Genomic DNA, 19571 nt, shown 5'->3' on the forward strand with positions numbered 1-19571 from the left:
TTCGTGCACACCGTACGACAGACTGGATCCGATGCCACCTCGTAAACGCACTGCCCGATCCACCACTGCCCGCACCGTCAAGGCCGGGCAGAGCAGCGCTGCGCGAAAGTTCGCGGCTGCGAAGAACGGTGAGCCTGCGGCGAAGAAAGCTGCCCCGAAGAAGGCCGCACCTCGCAAGAGAGCAGCCCCGCGCAAGACCTCGCCCCGCAAGTCCGCCGCCCCCGATCTTCGGGTGCCCGATCCCGGCGAGCGCGTGTGGGTGTTGGACGTGCCGTTCGAGGATCGGTCCGCGGCGGGCGCAGCGGGAGCGCGCTGGTACCCCGGACCGCGCGTGTTCGCGTATTACGGAACCGAACTGCCCGAGTACCTGCAGCCGTACGAATCGATGCCGTACAGCCTGCAGCGGTGGCTCGAGGACGACGCGAACGACAGTTGGCGCGACGAAGAGGTGCGCGAACGGGCGATGCAGCCTCGCGACACCCAACTCGAATCGGTCCGACGCCATCTGGCCGCGCTCGACGCCGGCTTCCCGTACTTCGCGCAGATGGATTCGACGGGTCTGGGTAAGACGTTGGCCGTGTGCGAGGCCGTGCGGCAGATGTCGGCCGCCGAGATCGGCACGGTTCTGGTGGTGGCACCCAAGGGTGCGCTGCCGGGGTGGCGTCGCACCATTGCAGACAGCGAGGCGGACATCGAGCCGTCCGACCGCAAGCGTTGGTTGCTGATCACCTATCAGTCCACCAAGAAGCTGCTGTCGGTTCCGCCCGAGACCGATCTGGGCAAACGTAAACGGACGCAGAACAAGCGGACCATCTCGCTGGGCGAGCTGCGGTTCGACATCGACGTGGTGATCGCCGACGAGTCGCATGCGTTGATGAACATCGAATCGCAGCAGTCGCAAATTCTGTGGCGGTATCAGGAGGCGGCCCGATCCGTCGTGTGGATGTCTGCCACTCCCGGCTATCAGCCGCTGCATTTCGCGTACATGGCCCGTGCCGTGGAACGCAGCCGCGGCGTCGAGATCCTCGGTGACGACGAGTATCTCGGGTATGCCGTGACGATGAAGTGGGCGGAGTTCCTCATCGAGTCCGGGTTCGCCGTCAAGGCAGGGAAGGCGACGACGGGGTTGACCACGTGGCGGTGGGAGCCCGAGGACGCGACGACGCGAGCCCGCGACATCGCGTCTGTGCACGGTTGGTTGTCGGGAGGCGCTGTGCCGTGGTCTATTTCGCGGCCGTCCCCACCGACTCCGCGGGAGCCCCTCGGCCAGGAACTCACGGCCGCGCAGAAGCGGCTGTACAACTCGGCGTGGGTGGACTACCGCAAGGAAGTCGGCCTGCCGATCTGGAAGGCCGTCGGCGGAAAGAGAGTGCTGCAGAAGAATCCGAGTACTCGTGCGGCGACGCTGCGATTTCGCCAGAAGTGCTCGTACCTGCGCATTCCCGCGTCTGCGGATCAAGTCCGGACGTGGGTCAAGGCAGGCAATCAGGTGTTCGTCTCGATGTTCTACCGCGAGTCGGTCGCTGCTCTGGCCCAGACACTTCGAGACGAGGGGCTCGAGGTCGCCGTGGTCGACGGGAGCATGAGCAGTCCCGAGCAGGAGGCGTCGATCCGCCGTTTTCAGACCGGCGACGCGTCGGTCATCGTCTCGACCACCACGAGCGCGATCAACCTGCACACCAACGAGTTACTGCTCCCGGAGGGGACGGTCTCCACACTCGCACCGCGCGTGACGCTGATTCACGATCCTCGGTGGACACCCATCGACATCAGGCAGATCGAGGGCCGCGCCAATCGCATCGACAACGACCACAACCACACCACGTCGACCTGCTACTACGGCTACGCCGAGGGCACCGTCGAGGAGGAGATGGTGCTCACCGGGATCGAGCGCATCGCGGATCTGGGATCGATCGTGGGGCAGGCGGATCTGATCGATCCGGAGGCTTTCCTCGCGGCGAAAGTGGATGCCGGAAAATAGCGACAATTGTGAGCAATCGTCCACGCGCCCGAGTAGGTTCGGTCCCATCGACAATTCGTCGATAGTGGGCTCACTTTGGCACCAGGAGTAGTCATGATCGTTCTCGGAATCATCCTCGCCCTCATCGGCTATTTCGCCGGCATTTCAATTTTGACGACTATCGGCATCATTCTGGTGGTCGTCGGCGCGGTACTGACGTTGCTCGGTTCGATGGGGCGCGCAGTCGGTGGCCGCAAGACGTGGTTTTGACATCCACGTTAGAACATACGTTCGATTTCTGTTAGTCTGAGCGGGCCCCCGGAGTTGGCGATGCGGCCAGCGGAGCCACTTCGGGCGGTCCATATCGGACGGTAGACAGTGTCGAAGGCGGTTGCGCGCGATGGCATCCGACGAGCGCGACACCGACCCGGTTGCCGGGTCGCTCTACCGCGTCGGCGATCGGTGGGCAGAACGAGCACCTACTCACTGCACCAACGGCCATCCGCTTGTCGCCGGTTCGGTATTGGTGGGTTCACGTGCTTGCTCGTGTGAGCGGGGGCATCACCGTACCCATCAATGCCAGAGGTGCAATCTCGTGCGGTTCACCCCAGAACTCGGTGCCACGTGCAGCGACGCCAGCTTCGATTCTCGCGCGGCGCGGTCACGTCCGGCGATCGTGGACAATCGGGGGCATGAGCAACAGTGAAGCCGTCGTCGACCTGGTGCAGCTGAGGCACGATTTCACCCGCTTCATGATGAGTTACAAGTTCGGAATCGACGAACTGATCACCAAGATCAACATCCTGAAGCAGGAATTCACTCACATCCACCGCTACAGCCCCATCGAGCATGTCTCGTCGCGACTCAAGACGCCCGAGAGCATCGTCGACAAGGCTCAGCGCAAGAAGTGCGCACTGACGCTCGACGCCATTCGCGAGAACATCTTCGACGTCGCAGGTGTCCGCATCACGTGCAGCTTCATCTCCGACACCTACCGCATCGCGGACATGCTCAGTAGTCAGACCGACGTTCGAGTCGTCGAGGTCAAGGATTACATCGCGAACCCGAAAGCCAACGGCTACAAGAGTTTGCACCTCATCGTCGAAATTCCGGTGTTCATGTCCGATCGCGTCCAACCGGTCTTGGTCGAACTCCAGATCCGCACGATTGCCATGGATTTCTGGGCGAGCCTCGAGCACAAGATCTTCTACAAGTACCGCGGCCAGATTCCGCCCACCCTGTTGGCGGAACTGACCGAGGCCGCCGAGACGGCCAACACACTGGACGAGAAGATGGAAAGCCTGCACGACGAGGTGGAGGAACTGAACGGCGATTCCGACAACTCGATCACCCTCGGCGCGATGCCTCCGATGGCATTGCCTCCCGAGCTGCTGCACATGTTGCTCACCGCGCAGGCCGAAGCAATCGACCCGGACTGACGATGCCTTCGAAGAACGTCAACCCCGCTGCTCGACGGCTGAGCAGCGGGGTTGTCGGTTCGTGCCTGCGTTATCCGATATGTACCGGGGTGTCGCCGACGGGCAGGTCGTCTTTCTTCGCGCGGACGAGCAGCAACACGACCGGGCTCACCAGCGCTACGAGGATCGCGGCGGTACCGAATGCCCAGGCGTAGCCGGAGACCTCGGCCGAGAACGCGTGGTCGATGGTCGCGAGCACGAAGTTGCGGATCGGCTCCGGCAGCGCGGCCAACATCTCGTCGCTGGGCACTTCCTGGCCGGCGAGAGCTTCCGCAGGAACTCCGGCGGGCGGAGTCGGTGCCGGATTCTCGGCCAGGTACGAGGTCTTCGACGAGGTGTAGACGGTGGTGAACACCGCAGCACCGAGTGCACCACCGACCTGCAGGGTGGCGTTGATCAGCGCCGATGCGGCACCTGCGTCGTGATCGGGAACGCCGATCAGTGCGACGTTCTGCATCGGAACCATCAGCAGACCGAGGCCGAGGCCGAGCAGCACGACGCCCGGCAGGACGTGCGTGAAGTACGAGGTGTCGACGCCGATCTGGGTGAGCAGCAGCAGGCCGACTGCGGAGACGACCGGACCGACGGCCATCAGCGGCTTGGGTCCGATCTTCGGCACGAGTGCAGAAGCGAGCGCGGCCGTGATCAAAATGCCGCCGGTCATCGGGAGCGACGCGACGCCGGCGATCACCGGGCTCATCTCCAGCACGATCTGGAAGTAGAACGTGAGGTACAACGTGCCACCGAGCAGGGCAGCGCCGATGACGGCCGAGCCGATGTACGCGGCACCGCGGTCACGGTCGAGCAACACACTCAAGGGGAGTAGCGGGTTGGCGGACTTGGACTCGACGACGACGAACGCGGCCAGCAGAGCGAGGCCGAGCGCGATGAACGAGATGGTGGGTACCGTCGCCCAGCCGTCTTCGGCCTCGGTGAAGCCGTAGACCAGCGATGCCAGACCGAGAGCGACGAGGATCGCGCCGGGCAGGTCGTAGCGGGTGTCTCCGTGAGCCTTGCTCTCCTTCACCAGCGGCACCGCTGCGGCGATGGCGAACACTGCGACCGGGATGTTGACCAGCAGGCACCAGCGCCAGTTCGCGTATTCGGTGAGCACTCCGCCGAGGAGTAGGCCGACCGCTGCGCCGCCACCGGCAATGGCGCCGAAGACGCCGAACGCTTTGGCGCGTTCCTTGGTGTCGGTGAACGTCACCGTCAGGATGGCCAGTGCTGCCGGGGCGAGCAGCGCAGCGAACACACCCTGGCCGGCGCGCGCGATGAACAGCTGCCAGCCTTCCTGAGCGAGTCCGCCGATAGCGGAGGCAACGGCGAAGCCTGCCATGCCGACGATGAACGAGCGCTTGCGTCCCCAGTAGTCGGCGATGCGTCCGCCGAGCAGCAGCAGTGCGCCGAACGACAACGCGTAGGCAGTGATGACCCAGGCGCGGCTGCTGTCGCTGATGCCCAGGTCCAGCTGAGCCTGCGGCAGCGCAATGTTGACGATCGTGCCGTCGAGCACGATCGTGAGCTGCGTGATGGCGACGATGCACAGCACCAGCCATCGGCGCTCGTAGTTCGGATTCAGATCCGGCGCTTCGCGCTCGGAGAGCTGCGACATGTTTCTACCCCACTCGTACTCGTTGATTCTGGGCACGAAAAATGTCCCGAGCAAAAAGGTAGGCGACCCAGAACCAATAGTCAAACGAACTAGTTGGTTGGGGGTATGGTGACCGCCATGAAACCTGACGCCATTGCGACCCGCGCCCGCATCGTCGTCGCCGCCCGGGACGAGTTCTCGGTACACGGGCTGGCCGGGGCCCGCGTCGATCGGATCGCGGCCGCGGCCAAGGCCAGCAAGGAACGTCTGTACGCGTACTTCGGGGACAAAGAAGCCCTGTTCCGGGCCGTCGTCGAGGACGGGTTCGCGCGGTTCATCGACGAAGTACCCTTCGCCGTCGACGACCTCGGCGGATACGCAGCGCGCGAATACCTGCACCTCGCTGCGCATCCCGAGGAGCACCGCCTCCTGCTGTGGACTCAGCTTCAGGGCGGTATGGCGACCTCGGGCACCGACGACATCCACTCGGTCATCGCCGAGCGACACAGGGCCATGGCCGACGCCCAGCGAGACGGACTGATCTCCGACGCCTTCACCGTCGAGGATCTGATCACCATGATGTTCGGCATCACCTCGGCGTGGATGACCGCGCCGAGCCTGCACTGCGAGCCTGCCGACAACGCCGAAATTCAGCGTCGGGCGTCGAAAATCGAAGCCGCCGTGCGTCGACTCTGCGCTCCGTAGCGCTGTCTATCCATATCTAGCATTCGTGCAAGAGTGCGGAATACTGGGGTAGCGGCCCCCACTTCCGCAAACGCGCGCGCGTTTGCCAGACGCGCACAAAGTAGACACCGATCACGTCGCTATTCTGCGCGCATCTGGCAAGTGCGCTCGCGTTTGTCACCCCGGTCGGCGCGTCCTCGACCGCACACACGCGGGACGCCCCACCACGCCGAGTGCACGTGGTGGGGCGAGTCTCGAACTATGGACGGCATCTACGCCGCACTACACCGGGAGTTTCTCGCGTCCGGTTTCCTTGATGGTCAGCACCGTGAGCACGCCGATCACGCAGACACCCATGACCCAGTAGGCGGGTGACATGGCGTTGCCGGTCGACTCGACCAGTTGAGCTGCGACGTACGGTGCTGTTCCGCCTGCGGCGATGGTGCCGATGTTGAAGCCCAACGACACTCCGGTGTATCGAACTGCCCGGGGGAACAGCTCGGTGAACAGTGGGAACGCGGGTACCTGCACGACTCCGTTGAGAACCATGTAGACGAAGTACACACAGCCCACCACGATGATCGACGACGTCGCGCCGAGGATCATGAACACCGGCAACGCAATGACGACATACGCAACGTAGCCGCTGAGCAGTACCGGTTTGCGCCCGAATCTGTCTGTGAGCATGCCGCTGAGTGGGAAGGTCGCACAGGCCAACGCAATTGCGATCGCCGATGTCCAGTAGACCGAGTCCTTGGAGAATCCCAGGTCGTTGATCAGGTACACGCTGAAGTACGTCAGACCGATGTAACCGGAACCGTTCATCGCAATGGCGATACCGACGACACGTAGCACCGACCACGGCTGCTTCTTCACGACATCGCTGAGCGGGCTTTTCGCAACCTCGTTCTTGGCTGCCATTTCCTCGAACTCGGGGCTGTCTTCGAGCTTCAGCCGCACTCGCAGACAGACGAATGCCAGCGGGAGAGCAAGCAGAAACGGAATGCGCCAGCCCCACGACGACATCTGGTCGTCGGTGGTGATGAGGGCGACCACTCCGACAACGGCTGCGGCGACCGCGAATCCGAGGGTGGAACCGACCGGGGTGAACGACCCGAAGAAGCCGCGACGGTTCGGCGGTGCAGACTCTGCGATATAGGTTGCTGCACCGCCGATTTCACCTCCTGCAGAGAATCCTTGGGCGAGTCGGATGATGACGAGCAGAATCGGTGCCAGCACGCCCACACTCGAGTGTGTGGGCAGCATTCCCAGGACTCCGCACGCGATGCCCATGCAGACCACCGTCACGACCAGAGCCTGTCGACGACCCTTTCTGTCGCCGAGGCGTCCGAAGAAGATTCCACCGAGCGGACGTGCGACGTATGCGACTCCGAATACCGCCAGGGTCGCGAGGATGGACACGCCGGGGCTGGTGGACGGAAAGAACAGTGGCGCAATGACTACGGCGAGAAATCCGTAGACGGCGAAGTCGTAATACTCGATGAGCGTGCCGACGCCACCGGCGAGCGCGGCACGGCGCGCGGTGGTGGTGTCGGCTTTCGGTGCGCTGGTGACCGCAGAAGGCTGGTCGACGTTCGTCATCGCGCTGTTCCCTGTCCTGTGAGTGGTTGCTTGCTTCGGTGTTCGGCCAGAAGTAGTTCGTACGATCCGCCGGCCTCGATGACTGCGACAGTACGAGGGCTGGGCGCACTACCTACCAGGGATCGCCCATCGGCAGTGGTCAATGCTGCTCGTCGCCAATCGAGTTCGACGGCATCACCGGTGACGACCGCGCCGGAGACATCCGGAATGGTGATGAGGGGTACTCCGTTGAACGTCTCTCCGCGCCAGAATCCCGGCGAGAACGACTCGGCCACGATGGCCTGGATACCGGCGTTGCGCAGAGCCACCATCGGCGGATAGTGCGGGTGGCCGTAGCCGAAGTTCCGGCCGCCGACGATGATGTCGCCCGGCCGAACGCGATCGACGAAACCCGGATCGTATGCGGTCATGCAGACCGACTTCAGATGCTCGGGATCGTACGACTTGATATTCGCTACGCCGACAACGAGATCGATGTCGAAGTCGTCGCCGAAGACCCAGGCAACTCGGCCGGAGATGACGTCGGGCGGGGGTGGGTAGGCGCTCACGAGCCCACCTGCTGGATCGTGCCGGCCAGCGCGCTGGCGGCGACGGTGTACGGAGAACCCATGTAGATGTTGGCGTCCGAGCTACCCATCCGGCCGGAGATGTTGAGCACGCCGGTCGATATGCAATTCTCGCCCGCCGCCAACGGCTTCTGATAGCCGAAACAGAAGTCGCAGCTCGACACTGCAATGTGCGCACCAGCCGCGCGCAGTACGTCGAGCAGCCCCTCTCGCTCTGCCTGATCGTGCACCTTCTGCGACGTGGGCACGACATTGAGCTCCACACCGGGAGCCACGGTGCGTCCGTCGAGCACGAGTGCCGCGGCCCGCAGATCCTCGATTCGTCCACTGGCACATGATCCGATGAACGCCTTGGTGATCGGAGTGCCGGCGAGTTCGGCTGCAGTGTGGGTGTTGGCTGCACGCGCCGAGCCGGGCTGCACGACCTGCGGCACGATCTGGGCGAGGTCGATGGTGTGCCGAGCTGCGTAGGTCGCATCGGAGTCTGGGTGGACCGGCGTGAACGACTGTCGCGCAACATCGTTGGCGTAGGCGAGTGAGGTTTCGTCCGGTTCGAATATCGCGGACACGGCTCCGGTGAACATCGCCATGCCGCACAATCCCTGCCGGTGATCGATTTTCATCGACCGGGCACCGGGGCCACCGAATTCCATCACCTGGTGTGCGCACCCGTCGGCCCCGACGAGGTCGATGATGGTGTGCACCAGATCGCGACTGTCCACTCCCGGCGCGAATTCTCCGTACAGGTCGAACCGCGTCGTCGCTGGGATATCCACGTAGAGTTGGCCGGTCACCCATGCCTCGATCAGATCTCGGCGGATACCCCAGCCCAACGCACCGAACGCCCCGATTCCGCTGATGTGGCCGTCGAAGTGGACGAGGAAGTCACCGGGGATGGCCAGGCCGAGTTCGGCGGTGAGTTGGTGCCCGATGCCGCGGCCCTCGTGCAGCTCGATTCCGTAGTACTCGCACCACTCTCGGGTGACCTGGTGTACTTCTTGTTCCCGGTCGTTGCGCTTGGTCAACATGTGATCGATGAAGACGACGTACCGAGACGGGTCCTCGAGTGAGGTGATACCGAAGTCGTCGCGCATCTGCCGGAACATCACATCGGTGTACCCGGGAAAGTCGTACGCGATCATCCGCGCCGGTCGTACCGCATGGTTCTCACCGGCACGCACTGGGTCACCGCCACAGGTCCGACCGAGGATCTTCTCGACCATCGTGAACGCGGCCGATGTCATCGGTTCGCCTCTGCAGGAAGGTACTTACGCTGCTGCGCTTCGACTTCGGGAAAACCGATGAGGTCCACGAACTCGTGGTGCTGCAGCGCGTCGGCACTGACGTCGGCGGGAGCTTCGCCTGCGGCCAGGCGACGCAGAGTCTCGCGTGCGGCACCGGTTGCGGCCATCAGCACCTGAGTGGGCAGCAGGGCCAGCCGCACTCCGATCTGTGCCAGAACCTCCGGAGTGAACTCCCGCTCGGTCCAGGTCGACGCGGTGAGCGTGGCCATCAGCGGAACCCCGACCGCTCGGTGACAGTTCTCCCACTGCTCGACGGTCTCGAACGTCTTCGTCACCGGCATGATCATGTCGGCTCCGGCGTCGACGTAGGCCTGTGCGCGCATGATCGCCTCGTCGCCACGTGCGTCGGTGCGTGCGATGAGCAGAACGTCGTCCGGCATGGAATCACGCACCGCCCGAACCTTGCCCGACGCCTCCTCGACGGAGATCAAGTCCACCGGCTCGCCGACGCAGATCGGGCATTTCTTCGGCGACAGCTGGTCCTCCATGAACACACCCTGGACGCCGGCCTCGGCGAACCGCGTCGCGGTGCGCGCGGCGTTGACGGCGTTTCCGTAGCCGGTGTCGATGTCCGCGACGAGGGGCAGAGACGATGCCTCGCGAATGGTCCGGACGGCCTGCAGGTTCTCGGTCATGGTGTACAGCTCGGCGTCGGGCAGTCCGAGCGCAGCCGATACGGCGAAGCCGGACGCGCACAGCGCCGAGAAGCCCGCCTGCTCGGCCAGCTTGGCCGTCAACCCGTCCCAGACGCCGGGCGCATACACCAGGCCTTGTTCGGTCAGGCCTCTCAAAGTCATCGTCACGAGCACTCTCCGTTTCGTATTGCGGAACGCCTTCCGAATTTAGAGTGGCTCGGATCACAAGTCAATACCCGTGGATCGATAGCGCATCGCGCGTCGGTTCGTAGGATGGCGACGACGCTCCACCCGACCGGAAGGAACAACTCGTGGCAGTTCCCACCGAGTCCGACGCCCAGGCCGGCCGCGACATCGTCGGTGCCGTCGTGAAGGCATGCGCTCTGCTCGACCATTTCGACACGACGCATCCTGTGTGGACGCTCAACGACCTGACGACGGCGAGTCGAATGAACAAGACGACCGTGCATCGTCTGATGACGACGTTGATCCATGCCGGCTGGGTGGACAGAACAGCGGAGGGTTCGTACCGGATCGCCATGCCGGTGTTCGAGATCGGATCGTCCGCGTTGACACAGCTCGACATCCGCGGTGCCGCCCAGCCGTATCTGTCGGACATCGCCCAAAAGTTCGGCGACACCGCCTATCTGATGGTTCCCGCTGACGAGGGCGCGGTGTGCATCGACCGCCACGAGGGCAGCAATCCCCTTGTGGTAGCTGGCATTTCGATTGGATCCGTTCTTCCGTATCACGCCACGGCCGGGCCGATGGCGATGCTCGCGTTCTCCGCTCGCATTCGCGACCGCTGGCTCGGCGGAGAGCTTGCTGCATACACGAGCCGAACACTGACGTCACCAGACCAGTTGATGGATCATCTCGACCGGATCCGAACGCAGGGATACGCGCTGAGCAACTCCGACTACCTGGCCGGCGTCGCGGCGGTGGGCGCACCGATTCTCGGACGCGACGGGGTGGTCGTCGCGTCGATCAGCGTCGGTGGCCGCGTGGAGACCTTCGAGGGCGACGCCTTGGCGGACAAGGTGGAGACAATTCTCGCGGCGGCGCGCAGCCTTTCACGTGTCGCAGAGGCTCTACCTGCATCGAGTCAGTAGCTACACGAGTATTCGCTCCTCTAGATTCGATCCTAGAGAGACGAATACTCAGCTACCGACGCGCTCGATGAGTTTCATGGCGTCGAAGGGTGCGTAGCCCTTGATGTCGTTGTCGAAGTACACGAAGACGTCCCGGCCCGCCGACGTCCACTCGGAGATCTTGGTGGCCCATCGATCGAGAGCGTCGTCGGTGTAGCCGCTGGCGTACAACTCTTCGTCTCCGTGCAGTCGCGCGTACATGAAATCCGCTGTGGGGGTGTCGATGTACGGGTACTTTCCGGCGGTGTCGGCAACCACGATCGCAATATCGTTCTCGCGCAACAGTTCCACTGCCTCGTCGGAGGCGAAGCTTGCATGTCTGGCCTCGATACAGTGCCGCAGTGGCCGAGACGACGCAGCCGGCAACAGCACTCGATCCTCGGCCAGTTTGTCGTCCCGCGACTCCGCCAGAGTTACTGCGGCAGAGACAGTTCTGGGCAACAGCGCGCAGAAGTCCGTCATCTTCTGCGCGTCGAACTCGAGATTGGGTGGGAGCTGCCACAAGAATGGCCCCAGCTTGTCACCGAGGGTGAGGACCCCGGTGGCGAAGAAGTTCGCCAATGCCGACTCGACGCCGACGAGCCGCTTGATGTGCGTGACGTACCGCCCACCCTTGATGGAGAACACGAAGTCATCCGGCGTTTCGTCGTGCCACTTGGTGAAGCTCGACGGCTTCTGCATCGCATAGAACGTGCCGTTGATCTCGATCGACGTCAGGTGCTCGGACGCGTACCCGAGTTCCTTGCGATGCGCGAGACCGCTCGGGTAGAAATCCCCTCGCCACGGCGCGTACGTCCAGCCGGAGATACCGATCAGAACCCGAGGGCGATGCTGCGCGGACATGAGCCGACTGTAGCCGGGCAGCCCTGCGGTTTCCGCGGCTCCGGCGCTGGTATCGGTAACCTCGATGGCATGAAGCGCCCATCGGCATTCGGCTCCTTGGCGCTGACCTGTGTGCTGCTCGCCCTCACCGGTGCCGATGCGGCTGCCGAGCGCCGCGACCAGCCGACGCCTCGCCAGGCGGCTGCGGTACCGGGGATCGGTTTGACGACGGTGCCCGCGGCGATCACCACGTCCATGGTCGCGGGTGTCGCAGACGCGCCGAATCCGCCGACTCACGAGGTCGGTGTCGAGTCGTCGACGACGGAGATGCGAACCTCGGGGTGGGACGAATATCCCTATCTCCGCTACACCGCGACGTTCGCGCCGGGTACGGACACGGCGACGCTGACGTGGTCCGGCAGATCGGTGAACACCAACGATCTGGCGTTGCATGTATGGGACCAGTCGGGCAACACGTGGGGCCCGGCCATTGCCACGGCCGACCCGGTTGCGCCCGGCGGTCAGGTGGAATTGAGTGCCGAGATCTCCACCGAGAGAGGCACTGTCGAAGTACTGGTCATCGACAACCCGCGTGCAGATCGTTCTTTCGCAGAAACCAACGCGCGCCCCGACAGCAGCTTCGCCGATCCGAGCACGTACGATTTCGCGCTTCAGCACATCACCGACACGCAGTACATAGCCCGCGACGATCCCGGTGTGTATTCGGAGATGACGCAGTGGACCGCCGACAACGCCGACGAGCTGAAGATCGACTACAGCATGCACACCGGCGACCTGATTCAGAGCTGGATCAGCCCGGGGCGTCCGGATACTCAGGCGCGCAAAGAGTTCGAGGCCGCCAGCGAATCGATGCAGATCCTCGAGGATGCCGGCATCGCCCACGGGGTTCTGCCCGGTAACCACGACAACATCTGGAACGTCGCAGGCAAGTTGGTCCCGGGGGAGCACGAGAAGAACCACGCGCTCTACAACGAGTACTTCGGCCCGCAGCGTTATCGGGATCAACCCTATTGGGGCGGTTCGTTCACCGACGAGGACAATTCGGCGCACTACGACCTGGTCGATATCGCCGGAGCCAAGTTCTTGATGCTGTACATCGGCTACAACCCGCCGGAGAAGGTCATGCAGTGGGCCGAACGAGTTCTCGACGAGAACCCCGACCGCAATGTCGTCATCGGCACGCACTACTACCTCGACGAACTCGGCGAGAAGAAACTGATGGGGTTCGGCGACATCGGGTCGAGCTCCGGCCAACAGATCTGGAATCGACTGGTCGTTCCACACGAGACCGTCTTCCTCGTCCTGTCCGGGCACGTCGACGGCCAGGTCGCGGTCGTGGACGAGCATGTCGGAGAGACCGACCGCTCCGTCGTGCAGCTGCTGGCCGACTATCAGTACTTCGAGGTCGACGGCGAACGCAGCACCGGCTTCCAACGTCTGCTCCAATTCGACATCGACGGTGGCTCGATGGCCGTCACCACCCATTCGCCGTCACTCGACGCGTTCGACGTCGAGAGCTACGACATCAAGAATCGATACGGGCCCGAAGACGGCGAATTCGTCACCGACTTCACGTTGCGCGCCGACGTTCCCCGAGCGGTGATCGCAGACTGACTGGCACGGCGCTCGGCATCGGACCATAATCGATTTTCATGCAGTCGGGTGGGCGAGCGTGGGTACTGACGCTGGTCGCCGCCGGTGTCTGGTTCCTCGCCACGCCGCTGAGTCCCGGAATTGTCGGCACCGACGTCCAGCTGCAGGCCCCCGAGGTCACGCCTGTCCCCGTCGTCGAGCCGCCCCCGCTCACTCTCGAGGACCTCTCGGCGCGAGTGAACCCCACCGTCGTCACGATCTCCGCCACCGCCGGCTACTCCGGCGTCGCAGGTACCGGCTTCGTCGTTGCCCCGGACGGCCTGGTGCTCACCAACTTCCACGTCGTCGAAAACGCGACCGAGATCAGCGCGGTGCACATGGGCAACGGACTGATCTACGACGCCACCGTGCTCGGTTACGACAAATCTCGTGACCTGGCGGTCATGCAGTTGCTTTCCGCGGCCGACCTGCCGGTGGTCGAGTTCGCTCCGGACTCACCTCCCGAGGTGGGGGATGCGGTCACCGCCGTCGGGAATGCCGCTGGCGCAGGTGTTCTGGTGCCTGCGCCGGGTGCGGTGACGGCTCTGGATCAGCAGGTGCGTACCCGTAGTTCGGTGGACGGTTCGCGGAACACTCTGGATCGGATGATTCGAGTCGATGCCGATGTGCGAGCGGGTGATTCGGGTGGCCCACTGTTCGATGCCTGGGGTCGTGTGGTGGGCGTCAATACAGCGGGCCTCTCGGACGAGGCGCGCACCGGCTCCGAGAGCAGGCCTCCGCAGGCCCCCGAGGCGTATGCGGTTCCGATCACGGAGGCTGCTGCCGTGCTCGATCAGGTCGTCGCGGGGCAGTCCGGCGGGACGGTTCATGTGGGTCCGACCCCGTACTTCGGGGTGTCGGTGCGAGATGTGTCCGTGTTCGACAACAAGCCGGCGATGGGTGCCGAGGTGGTGACGGTGGCTACCGATTCTCCGGCCTCGGCAATCGGACTGTCCGGCGACGATGTGATCGTCGCCTTCGACGGTGCCGGTGTCGGTTCGTCGTCGGATCTGGCCCAGGCCCTCATCGGACGTCACCCCGGTGATGTCGCCGTCGTCGAGTGGGTCGATCCTCAGGGCGTACGACGTTCCGCGACAACGGCTTTGGCGGAAGGAACCCCGGCTGCCTGAGCGGTCGAGTTCAGTCCTGCAGCACCGACAACACGTTGCCCGCGGGATCGGTGAACCAGGCGATGAGCGGTCCGCCGTGCCGGAAGATCCCCTTCTCGTCGGTGCCCATGTCCGGATACTGTTGGAACACCACCCCTTTGGCGATCAATGCATCGACTGCGGCCTCGATGTCGACCACCGGGAAGTTGAGGATGGTGTACTGCGCCGGCACGTGACCGGGCCGGGGATAGATGAGTACCGTCGCCGCTCCCAGGTGAAGTTCGAGCATCCCCATCTCGTTCTCGGTCACCTCCAGACCGAGGGTGTCCGCGTAGAACGCGCGAGCTGCCGGCAGGTCGTCGACGGCGAATCCGGAGAACGGTGCTCGGGCCAGATCGATGGTGGTCATGGACGAATTATCGCGCTGTCCCACGTGCTGCGGGCCGATATCCGAGTAGCGTGGCAGCCGTGACTATTCGCCTCGGTTACCAGATGCCCAACTTCAGCTACGACGGTTCGGTCGCGGAACTCTTTCCCCAGGTCATCGCGCAGGCGCGCGAGGCCGAAGCGGCCGGGTTCGACACTGCGTTCGTGATGGATCACTTCTACCAACTCCCCGGAATCGGAAAGCCCGACGAGCCGATGCTCGAGGCCTACTCCGCCCTGTCGGCGCTCGCGACGGCCACCGACACCATCCAACTCTCCGCCTTGGTCACCGGCAACACGTACCGCAACCCGGCGATCCTGGCCAAGACCGTCACCACCCTCGACGTCGTCAGCGGCGGCCGGGCCATTCTCGGTATCGGTGCCGGCTGGTACGAACTCGAGCACCAGAGCTTCGGACTCGAATTTGGTACGTTCACCGACCGATTCGAGCGCCTCGACGAGGCCCTACAGATCATCGAACCGATGCTCCGCGGCCAGCGCCCGACGTTCGACGGCCTGTGGTACCAGGTCGAGAACGCGATGAACGAGCCCCGCATCCGCGATGATCTGCCAATCATGCTCGGCGGTGGCGGCGAGAAGAAGACCTTCGGCCTGGCCGCACAGTTCGCCGACCACCTCAACATCATCTGCGACGCAAACGAATTGCCGCGCAAGATGGCGGCCGTTCAGGCTCGTTGCGAGGAAGTCGACCGCGATCCGAAGGATCTCGAGACGAGCTTCCTCGCCTTCGTCATCATCGACGAGGACGGCGACAAGGCCAAGGAGTTGCAGCGCGAGTTCGTGCTGAAGCAGGGCCTCGATCTGACGAACCTGTCCGAGGAGGACGCAGCGAAGGCCACCGATCGCCACTTCTGCGGAACGCCCGACGATGTCGCCGAGCAGGTGCAGAAGCGCGTCCTCGATCAGGGCATCGACGGCGTCATCATCAACCTGATCACCAACGGACACCAGCCCGGTGCCGTCGAATTGGCGGGCAAGGCTCTGAAGCCTCTCGTCTGACACGGCTGTCGCCTGCTCCGCACGAACGGCGGAGCAGGCGACGAGCAGCAGGACCCCAGCGGTGCTATCGAGGCGGTTTGACCGCCAGCACCGGCTTGGGGCACGAGAGAAGCAACTGCTGGGCGGAGCTGCCCATCAGCAACTTACCCACCGCGGATCGGTGTCTGATCCCGATGACCAGCACATCGGCGTCGTCGGCGTCCATGACGCTGAGCAGCGCGTCGACGGTATCCGGGACCACAGCCTGGTCGAGGACATAGTCGACCCCGGAACGATCGAGAGTCGCGTGCAATTCCGTCATTGCTTCGGAATCGGCGAATCGCGGATCGGCCAAGGAGTCACCGGTGGAGGTATTGACGACCTTGAGGCCGGTACTGCGAAACTTCGCCTCGGCGATTCCGTGTTGGAGTGCGGCTGCGCCGAATTTGTCAGGTGTGTAGCCGACGACGATCATGCATTTTCCTTCGTCTTCTGGAGGGTGGGTGCAGTACGGGGTCGTACGAGCTTTGCCACGAACGGCGCAGCCAGTAGCAGAACGATGACGATGTAGACCACGATGGCGATGGGTTCGGACAGGACGCTGCTCCATTCGCCGCCGCCGAGCTGCAGCGTCTGGCGCAGTTGACGTTCCACTCGCGGGCCGAGGATGACTCCGATGATGAGCGGCAGGACCGGTAGTCCGAAGCGCCGCATCATCAATCCGAGCAATCCGAAGATCAGCAGCAGAACCAGATCGAGCCACTGGAGATTGACGGCGTAGGCACCCAGCACGGCGAAGAACAGAATTCCTGCGTACAGATACGGCCGCGGGGTGCGCAGCAGCTTTGCCCACAGCGGTGCCAGCGGAAGGTTGAGCACGAGCAGCAGGAAGTTTCCGATGAACAAGCTCGCGATCAGCGTCCAGATCAGCAGCGGTTCCTTGTCGAACAACGTCGGTCCGGGCTGGATTCCGTAGGACACGAACGCGGTGAGCATCACTGCTGCAGTGGCGTTCGTGGGGAGACCCAAGGACAGCATCGGCACGAGAGTTCCTGCCGCCGAGGCATTGTTGGCGGCCTCCGGCCCGGCAACACCCTCGATGGCACCCTTACCGAACTCCTCCGGATGCTTGGAGAGCTTCTTCTCGGTGATGTACGACAGGAATGTCGGCAGCTCGGCCCCGCCGGCCGGCAACGCGCCGAACGGGAATCCGTATGCGGTGCCGCGCAACCACGGCTTCCACGACCGCTTCCAATCACTCTTGCCCATCCAGGGACGGCCGACGGGAATCACCTCGGCGGGCTTGCGGCGCAGATGTGCAGCGACCCACAGTGCCTCGCCCAGCGCGAACACTGCAACGGCGATGACCACGATGTCGATACCATCGGAGAGCTGCGCGACACCGAAGGTGGCTCGGGGCTGGCCGGTGAGGAAGTCGATTCCGACGAGTCCGATGGCAAGTCCCAGAAGCAACGAGATGCATCCGCGCAGCTTCGAGCTGCCGAGTACTGCGGTCACAGCGACCAAGGCCAGCAACATGATTGCCAGGTAGGAGGGCGCTCCCAGAGACACCGCGAAGCGCGAGACAATCGGGGCGAACAACACCAGCAGCATGGTTCCGATGGATCCGGCGATGAACGATCCGATGGCGGCCGTGGCGAGCGCTTGAGCAGCCCGCCCGGCCTTGGCCATCTTGTTGCCTTCGATAGCGGTGATCACCGACGACGATTCGCCCGGCGTGTTGAGCAGAATCGACGTGGTCGATCCGCCGTACATGCCGCCGTAGTAGATGCCTGCGAACATGATGAATGCCGCACTGGGACTGACGTTGTAGGTGATCGGAAGGAGTAGTGCGACGGTCATTGCCGGACCGATCCCGGGCAGAACACCCACCGCGGTGCCCAACAGGACTCCGATGCACGCATAGAGCAGATTCATCGGGGTGACGGCTTCGGCAAAGCCTTGCATGAGCCAGTTCAGATTGTCCATCAGAGTATTCCGTCCAGAATGCCTGCAGGCAACGGTATTCCGAGCCCGACGTAGAACGCGTAGAAGCTCAGGAGCGATAGGACGAGCCCGATCGCCAGGTTACGAACCCAGTGTCGATTGCCGAGAATCGTTGCGGCCCCGCCGAAGAGCATCGCCCCGACGATCACCCAGCCCAGAGTGTCCACGAGCACGATCGTCGCCACGAACAGGCCGACGAGCAGTCCGACGGTTTTCCAGTCGGCCGGAGTCGATGTGTCGATGTCTTCACCGCCGTCCTGTTCGCCCCGACTCCCTCTCAGAGTGGCCGCGGCGAGCAGGATGGAGCAGACGAGCATCGCGATCCCGACGACGACAGGGATCAGCTTGGGACCCACGGGGTCGACCTTGGCGAATTCGGCTGTGAGAGAGAGCGCGTCGACGATCAGGAATACGCCGACCACCAGCAGCACCGCACAGACCACGAGCTGCGCGCGGTCCGGACCGACCTGCTCCGACCCGGTCTCGCCGCCATCGTCGGTGCGGTCGACCGTGGCGGTCATACGAGTCCCAATTCTGTGAGTGTCGACTCGACCCGGGCATCCTGATCGCGCAGGAACTGCTCGAAAGCAGGTCCGGTCTCGAATGCGTCGATCCATCCGTTGGTCACGAGCGCTTCCTTCCATTCGTCGGTACCGTGCAGCTCGGTCAATGCCGCAACCATCTGTGCACGAACGTCTTCGGGTGTGCCGGGCGGTGCGAGAACACCGCGCCAGTTGGTGAACTGCAGATCGATGCCGGCTTCGGTCAGGGTCGGCGCATCGATGCCCGGCAGTCGCTCCGCTCCCGATACGGCCAGCACTCGAACCTGTCCGGCCTCGATCTGATCGACGTACTCGCCCAACCCCGACGTGCCTGCGGAGATCTTGTTGCCCAGCAGGGCCGTCAACAGATCGCCTCCGCCGTCGTAGGACACGAAGTTCACGGCCGTCGGATCCACGCCCACCGTGCGAGCGGTTTCCATCGGGAACAGGTGGTCGGGTCCGCCCGGAGAGGATCCTCCGCCGATCGTCACCGACGACGGGTCTGCTTTCCACGCCTCGACGAAGTCGCCGATGGTCTGGAACGGAGAATCCGCGGGGACGAGAATTCCCTCCTGCTCTTCGACGATCTTGGCGAGCGGGGTGGCGTCGGAGACTCGATCGGTCGAGCCGTTGGTGTACATCGCGCCGACGACGCCGAGTCCCATCATCATCATCAGATCGTCGTTGCCTGCCTCGTTCATCAATCGAGCCATGGCGACGGTTCCGCCTGCTCCGATGACGTTGAAGACCTCGACGCGGCCGGTGATGTCGGTTTCTTCCATGATCTTCACTGCGCTTCGTGCGGTGAGGTCGTAACCACCACCGGGACTGTTGGGCACCATCATCCGGATGCGGTGCAGCCCCTCGCCGTCGTCACCCCGCGTGACGCCACATGATGCGAGCGCAAGCACGAGCAGTGGGATCAGTGTCAACACCACTGTCAGCCTTCTGGGCATCGGTCCTCGTTTCGGTTCGGTCTCTGGGAGACTGTGATCGGTAGCAAGTATCGATCCGCCCGTGATGTAAGTCACTTTTGAGA

Annotated in this window: 19 protein-coding genes; 8 read left to right on the forward strand and 11 right to left on the reverse strand. The window is 63.6% G+C overall.

What is annotated here, in order from left to right; all coding sequences use genetic code 11:
* The first annotated feature begins 31 nt into the window (after window positions 1–31).
* The 3 genes from CH268_RS02010 to CH268_RS02020 all read left to right on the forward strand — a co-directional run bounded on the left by CH268_RS02010 (window position 32) and on the right by CH268_RS02020 (window position 3399).
* Window positions 32–1981: a helicase-related protein gene (locus CH268_RS02010; protein ID WP_255182270.1), complete on the forward strand. Its 1950-nt coding sequence runs from the start codon at window positions 32–34 to the stop codon at window positions 1979–1981.
* Window positions 1982–2074: 93 nt separating this feature from the next.
* Complete coding sequence (locus CH268_RS27690) at window positions 2075–2230, forward strand: DUF6131 family protein (RefSeq protein WP_094611554.1); 156 nt, start codon at window positions 2075–2077, stop codon at window positions 2228–2230.
* Between the two features lie 422 nt (window positions 2231–2652).
* Window positions 2653–3399 carry a GTP pyrophosphokinase gene (locus tag CH268_RS02020; protein WP_027495176.1) on the forward strand — a complete coding sequence of 249 codons (747 nt, stop codon included), beginning with the start codon at window positions 2653–2655 and terminating at the stop codon, window positions 3397–3399.
* Window positions 3400–3469: 70 nt separating this feature from the next.
* Here CH268_RS02020 and CH268_RS02025 read toward each other — a convergent pair whose 3' ends face one another.
* Window positions 3470–5089: an MFS transporter gene (locus CH268_RS02025; RefSeq protein WP_230591034.1), complete on the reverse strand. Its 1620-nt coding sequence runs from the start codon at window positions 5087–5089 to the stop codon at window positions 3470–3472.
* Window positions 5090–5170: 81 nt separating this feature from the next.
* On the opposite strand from CH268_RS02025, the gene CH268_RS02030 reads away from it, so the two are divergent.
* Window positions 5171–5737, forward strand: a complete 567-nt coding sequence (locus CH268_RS02030; protein ID WP_176457824.1) for a TetR family transcriptional regulator — start codon at window positions 5171–5173, stop codon at window positions 5735–5737.
* 261 nt (window positions 5738–5998) lie between these two features.
* Here the strand turns inward: CH268_RS02030 and CH268_RS02035 are convergent, their stop codons facing one another.
* The 4 genes from CH268_RS02035 to CH268_RS02050 are packed head-to-tail and all read right to left on the reverse strand — an operon-like array spanning window position 5999 to window position 9985.
* The gene (locus CH268_RS02035; protein ID WP_094662258.1) at window positions 5999–7318 is read right to left on the reverse strand and encodes an MFS transporter; all 1320 of its coding nucleotides are present in this window, start codon (window positions 7316–7318) and stop codon (window positions 5999–6001) included.
* On the reverse strand, window positions 7315–7866 hold the full coding sequence (locus CH268_RS02040; RefSeq protein ID WP_094662260.1) for a 3-isopropylmalate dehydratase: 552 nt from the start codon (window positions 7864–7866) through the stop codon (window positions 7315–7317). The genes CH268_RS02035 and CH268_RS02040 overlap by 4 nt, the downstream gene beginning before the upstream one ends.
* A complete protein-coding gene (locus CH268_RS02045; protein ID WP_371828224.1) occupies window positions 7863–9128 on the reverse strand; it encodes a 3-isopropylmalate dehydratase large subunit in 1266 nt (421 codons plus the stop codon). The genes CH268_RS02040 and CH268_RS02045 overlap by 4 nt, the downstream gene beginning before the upstream one ends.
* Window positions 9125–9985: an isocitrate lyase/PEP mutase family protein gene (locus tag CH268_RS02050; protein WP_027495170.1), complete on the reverse strand. Its 861-nt coding sequence runs from the start codon at window positions 9983–9985 to the stop codon at window positions 9125–9127. The genes CH268_RS02045 and CH268_RS02050 overlap by 4 nt, the downstream gene beginning before the upstream one ends.
* A gap of 149 nt (window positions 9986–10134) precedes the next feature.
* On the opposite strand from CH268_RS02050, the gene CH268_RS02055 reads away from it, so the two are divergent.
* Window positions 10135–10935 carry an IclR family transcriptional regulator gene (locus CH268_RS02055; protein WP_027495169.1) on the forward strand — a complete coding sequence of 267 codons (801 nt, stop codon included), beginning with the start codon at window positions 10135–10137 and terminating at the stop codon, window positions 10933–10935.
* Between the two features lie 48 nt (window positions 10936–10983).
* On the opposite strand, the gene CH268_RS02060 is transcribed toward CH268_RS02055, so the two are convergent.
* Complete coding sequence (locus tag CH268_RS02060; RefSeq protein ID WP_032367739.1) at window positions 10984–11817, reverse strand: DUF72 domain-containing protein; 834 nt, start codon at window positions 11815–11817, stop codon at window positions 10984–10986.
* Window positions 11818–11886: 69 nt separating this feature from the next.
* Here CH268_RS02060 and CH268_RS02065 point away from each other — a divergent pair, with 69 nt between their 5' ends.
* Both CH268_RS02065 and CH268_RS02070 read left to right on the forward strand, forming a co-directional pair.
* Window positions 11887–13431, forward strand: coding sequence for a metallophosphoesterase (locus CH268_RS02065; RefSeq protein ID WP_094662262.1), 1545 nt, complete (start codon window positions 11887–11889; stop codon window positions 13429–13431).
* Window positions 13432–13469: 38 nt separating this feature from the next.
* A complete protein-coding gene (locus CH268_RS02070; protein WP_094662264.1) occupies window positions 13470–14579 on the forward strand; it encodes a S1C family serine protease in 1110 nt (369 codons plus the stop codon).
* A gap of 10 nt (window positions 14580–14589) precedes the next feature.
* Here CH268_RS02070 and CH268_RS02075 read toward each other — a convergent pair whose 3' ends face one another.
* Window positions 14590–14967 (reverse strand): VOC family protein, encoded by a 378-nt coding sequence (locus tag CH268_RS02075; RefSeq protein ID WP_032389367.1) that lies wholly within the window; start codon window positions 14965–14967, stop codon window positions 14590–14592.
* Between the two features lie 59 nt (window positions 14968–15026).
* On the opposite strand from CH268_RS02075, the gene CH268_RS02080 reads away from it, so the two are divergent.
* Window positions 15027–16004 (forward strand): LLM class F420-dependent oxidoreductase, encoded by a 978-nt coding sequence (locus CH268_RS02080; RefSeq protein WP_032368006.1) that lies wholly within the window; start codon window positions 15027–15029, stop codon window positions 16002–16004.
* Between the two features lie 64 nt (window positions 16005–16068).
* Here CH268_RS02080 and CH268_RS02085 read toward each other — a convergent pair whose 3' ends face one another.
* Genes CH268_RS02085 through CH268_RS02100 form a run of 4 tightly spaced genes read right to left on the reverse strand, consistent with a single transcriptional unit; the run spans window position 16069 to window position 19488 of the window.
* Window positions 16069–16458, reverse strand: coding sequence for a universal stress protein (locus CH268_RS02085; RefSeq protein WP_094662266.1), 390 nt, complete (start codon window positions 16456–16458; stop codon window positions 16069–16071).
* Window positions 16455–17972, reverse strand: coding sequence for a tripartite tricarboxylate transporter permease (locus tag CH268_RS02090; protein WP_032389369.1), 1518 nt, complete (start codon window positions 17970–17972; stop codon window positions 16455–16457). The genes CH268_RS02085 and CH268_RS02090 overlap by 4 nt, the downstream gene beginning before the upstream one ends.
* On the reverse strand, window positions 17972–18511 hold the full coding sequence (locus tag CH268_RS02095; protein ID WP_032389370.1) for a tripartite tricarboxylate transporter TctB family protein: 540 nt from the start codon (window positions 18509–18511) through the stop codon (window positions 17972–17974). Before CH268_RS02095 ends, CH268_RS02090 begins: the two co-directional genes overlap by 1 nt.
* Window positions 18508–19488 (reverse strand): Bug family tripartite tricarboxylate transporter substrate binding protein, encoded by a 981-nt coding sequence (locus CH268_RS02100; protein ID WP_032389371.1) that lies wholly within the window; start codon window positions 19486–19488, stop codon window positions 18508–18510. The genes CH268_RS02095 and CH268_RS02100 overlap by 4 nt, the downstream gene beginning before the upstream one ends.
* Between the last annotated feature and the right edge of the window lie 83 nt (window positions 19489–19571).

The organism is Rhodococcus sp. 06-1460-1B (genome assembly GCF_002258475.1).
Taxonomy (GTDB): Bacteria; Actinomycetota; Actinomycetes; order Mycobacteriales; family Mycobacteriaceae; genus Rhodococcoides; species Rhodococcoides fascians.

Coding starts and splice junctions, on each gene's coding strand:
- CH268_RS02065 (WP_094662262.1), top strand. CDS start 11,887: ATGAAGCGCCCATCGGCATTCGGCTCCTTGGCGCTGACCTGTGTGCTG.
- CH268_RS02100 (WP_032389371.1), bottom strand. CDS start 19,488: ATGCCCAGAAGGCTGACAGTGGTGTTGACACTGATCCCACTGCTCGTG.
- CH268_RS02045 (WP_371828224.1), bottom strand. CDS start 9,128: ATGACATCGGCCGCGTTCACGATGGTCGAGAAGATCCTCGGTCGGACC.
- CH268_RS02070 (WP_094662264.1), top strand. CDS start 13,470: ATGCAGTCGGGTGGGCGAGCGTGGGTACTGACGCTGGTCGCCGCCGGT.
- CH268_RS02060 (WP_032367739.1), bottom strand. CDS start 11,817: ATGTCCGCGCAGCATCGCCCTCGGGTTCTGATCGGTATCTCCGGCTGG.
- CH268_RS02090 (WP_032389369.1), bottom strand. CDS start 17,972: ATGGACAATCTGAACTGGCTCATGCAAGGCTTTGCCGAAGCCGTCACC.
- CH268_RS02095 (WP_032389370.1), bottom strand. CDS start 18,511: ATGACCGCCACGGTCGACCGCACCGACGATGGCGGCGAGACCGGGTCG.
- CH268_RS02010 (WP_255182270.1), top strand. CDS start 32: ATGCCACCTCGTAAACGCACTGCCCGATCCACCACTGCCCGCACCGTC.
- CH268_RS02050 (WP_027495170.1), bottom strand. CDS start 9,985: ATGACTTTGAGAGGCCTGACCGAACAAGGCCTGGTGTATGCGCCCGGC.
- CH268_RS02085 (WP_094662266.1), bottom strand. CDS start 16,458: ATGATCGTCGTCGGCTACACACCTGACAAATTCGGCGCAGCCGCACTC.
- CH268_RS02035 (WP_094662258.1), bottom strand. CDS start 7,318: ATGACGAACGTCGACCAGCCTTCTGCGGTCACCAGCGCACCGAAAGCC.
- CH268_RS02020 (WP_027495176.1), top strand. CDS start 2,653: ATGAGCAACAGTGAAGCCGTCGTCGACCTGGTGCAGCTGAGGCACGAT.
- CH268_RS02075 (WP_032389367.1), bottom strand. CDS start 14,967: ATGACCACCATCGATCTGGCCCGAGCACCGTTCTCCGGATTCGCCGTC.
- CH268_RS27690 (WP_094611554.1), top strand. CDS start 2,075: ATGATCGTTCTCGGAATCATCCTCGCCCTCATCGGCTATTTCGCCGGC.
- CH268_RS02030 (WP_176457824.1), top strand. CDS start 5,171: ATGAAACCTGACGCCATTGCGACCCGCGCCCGCATCGTCGTCGCCGCC.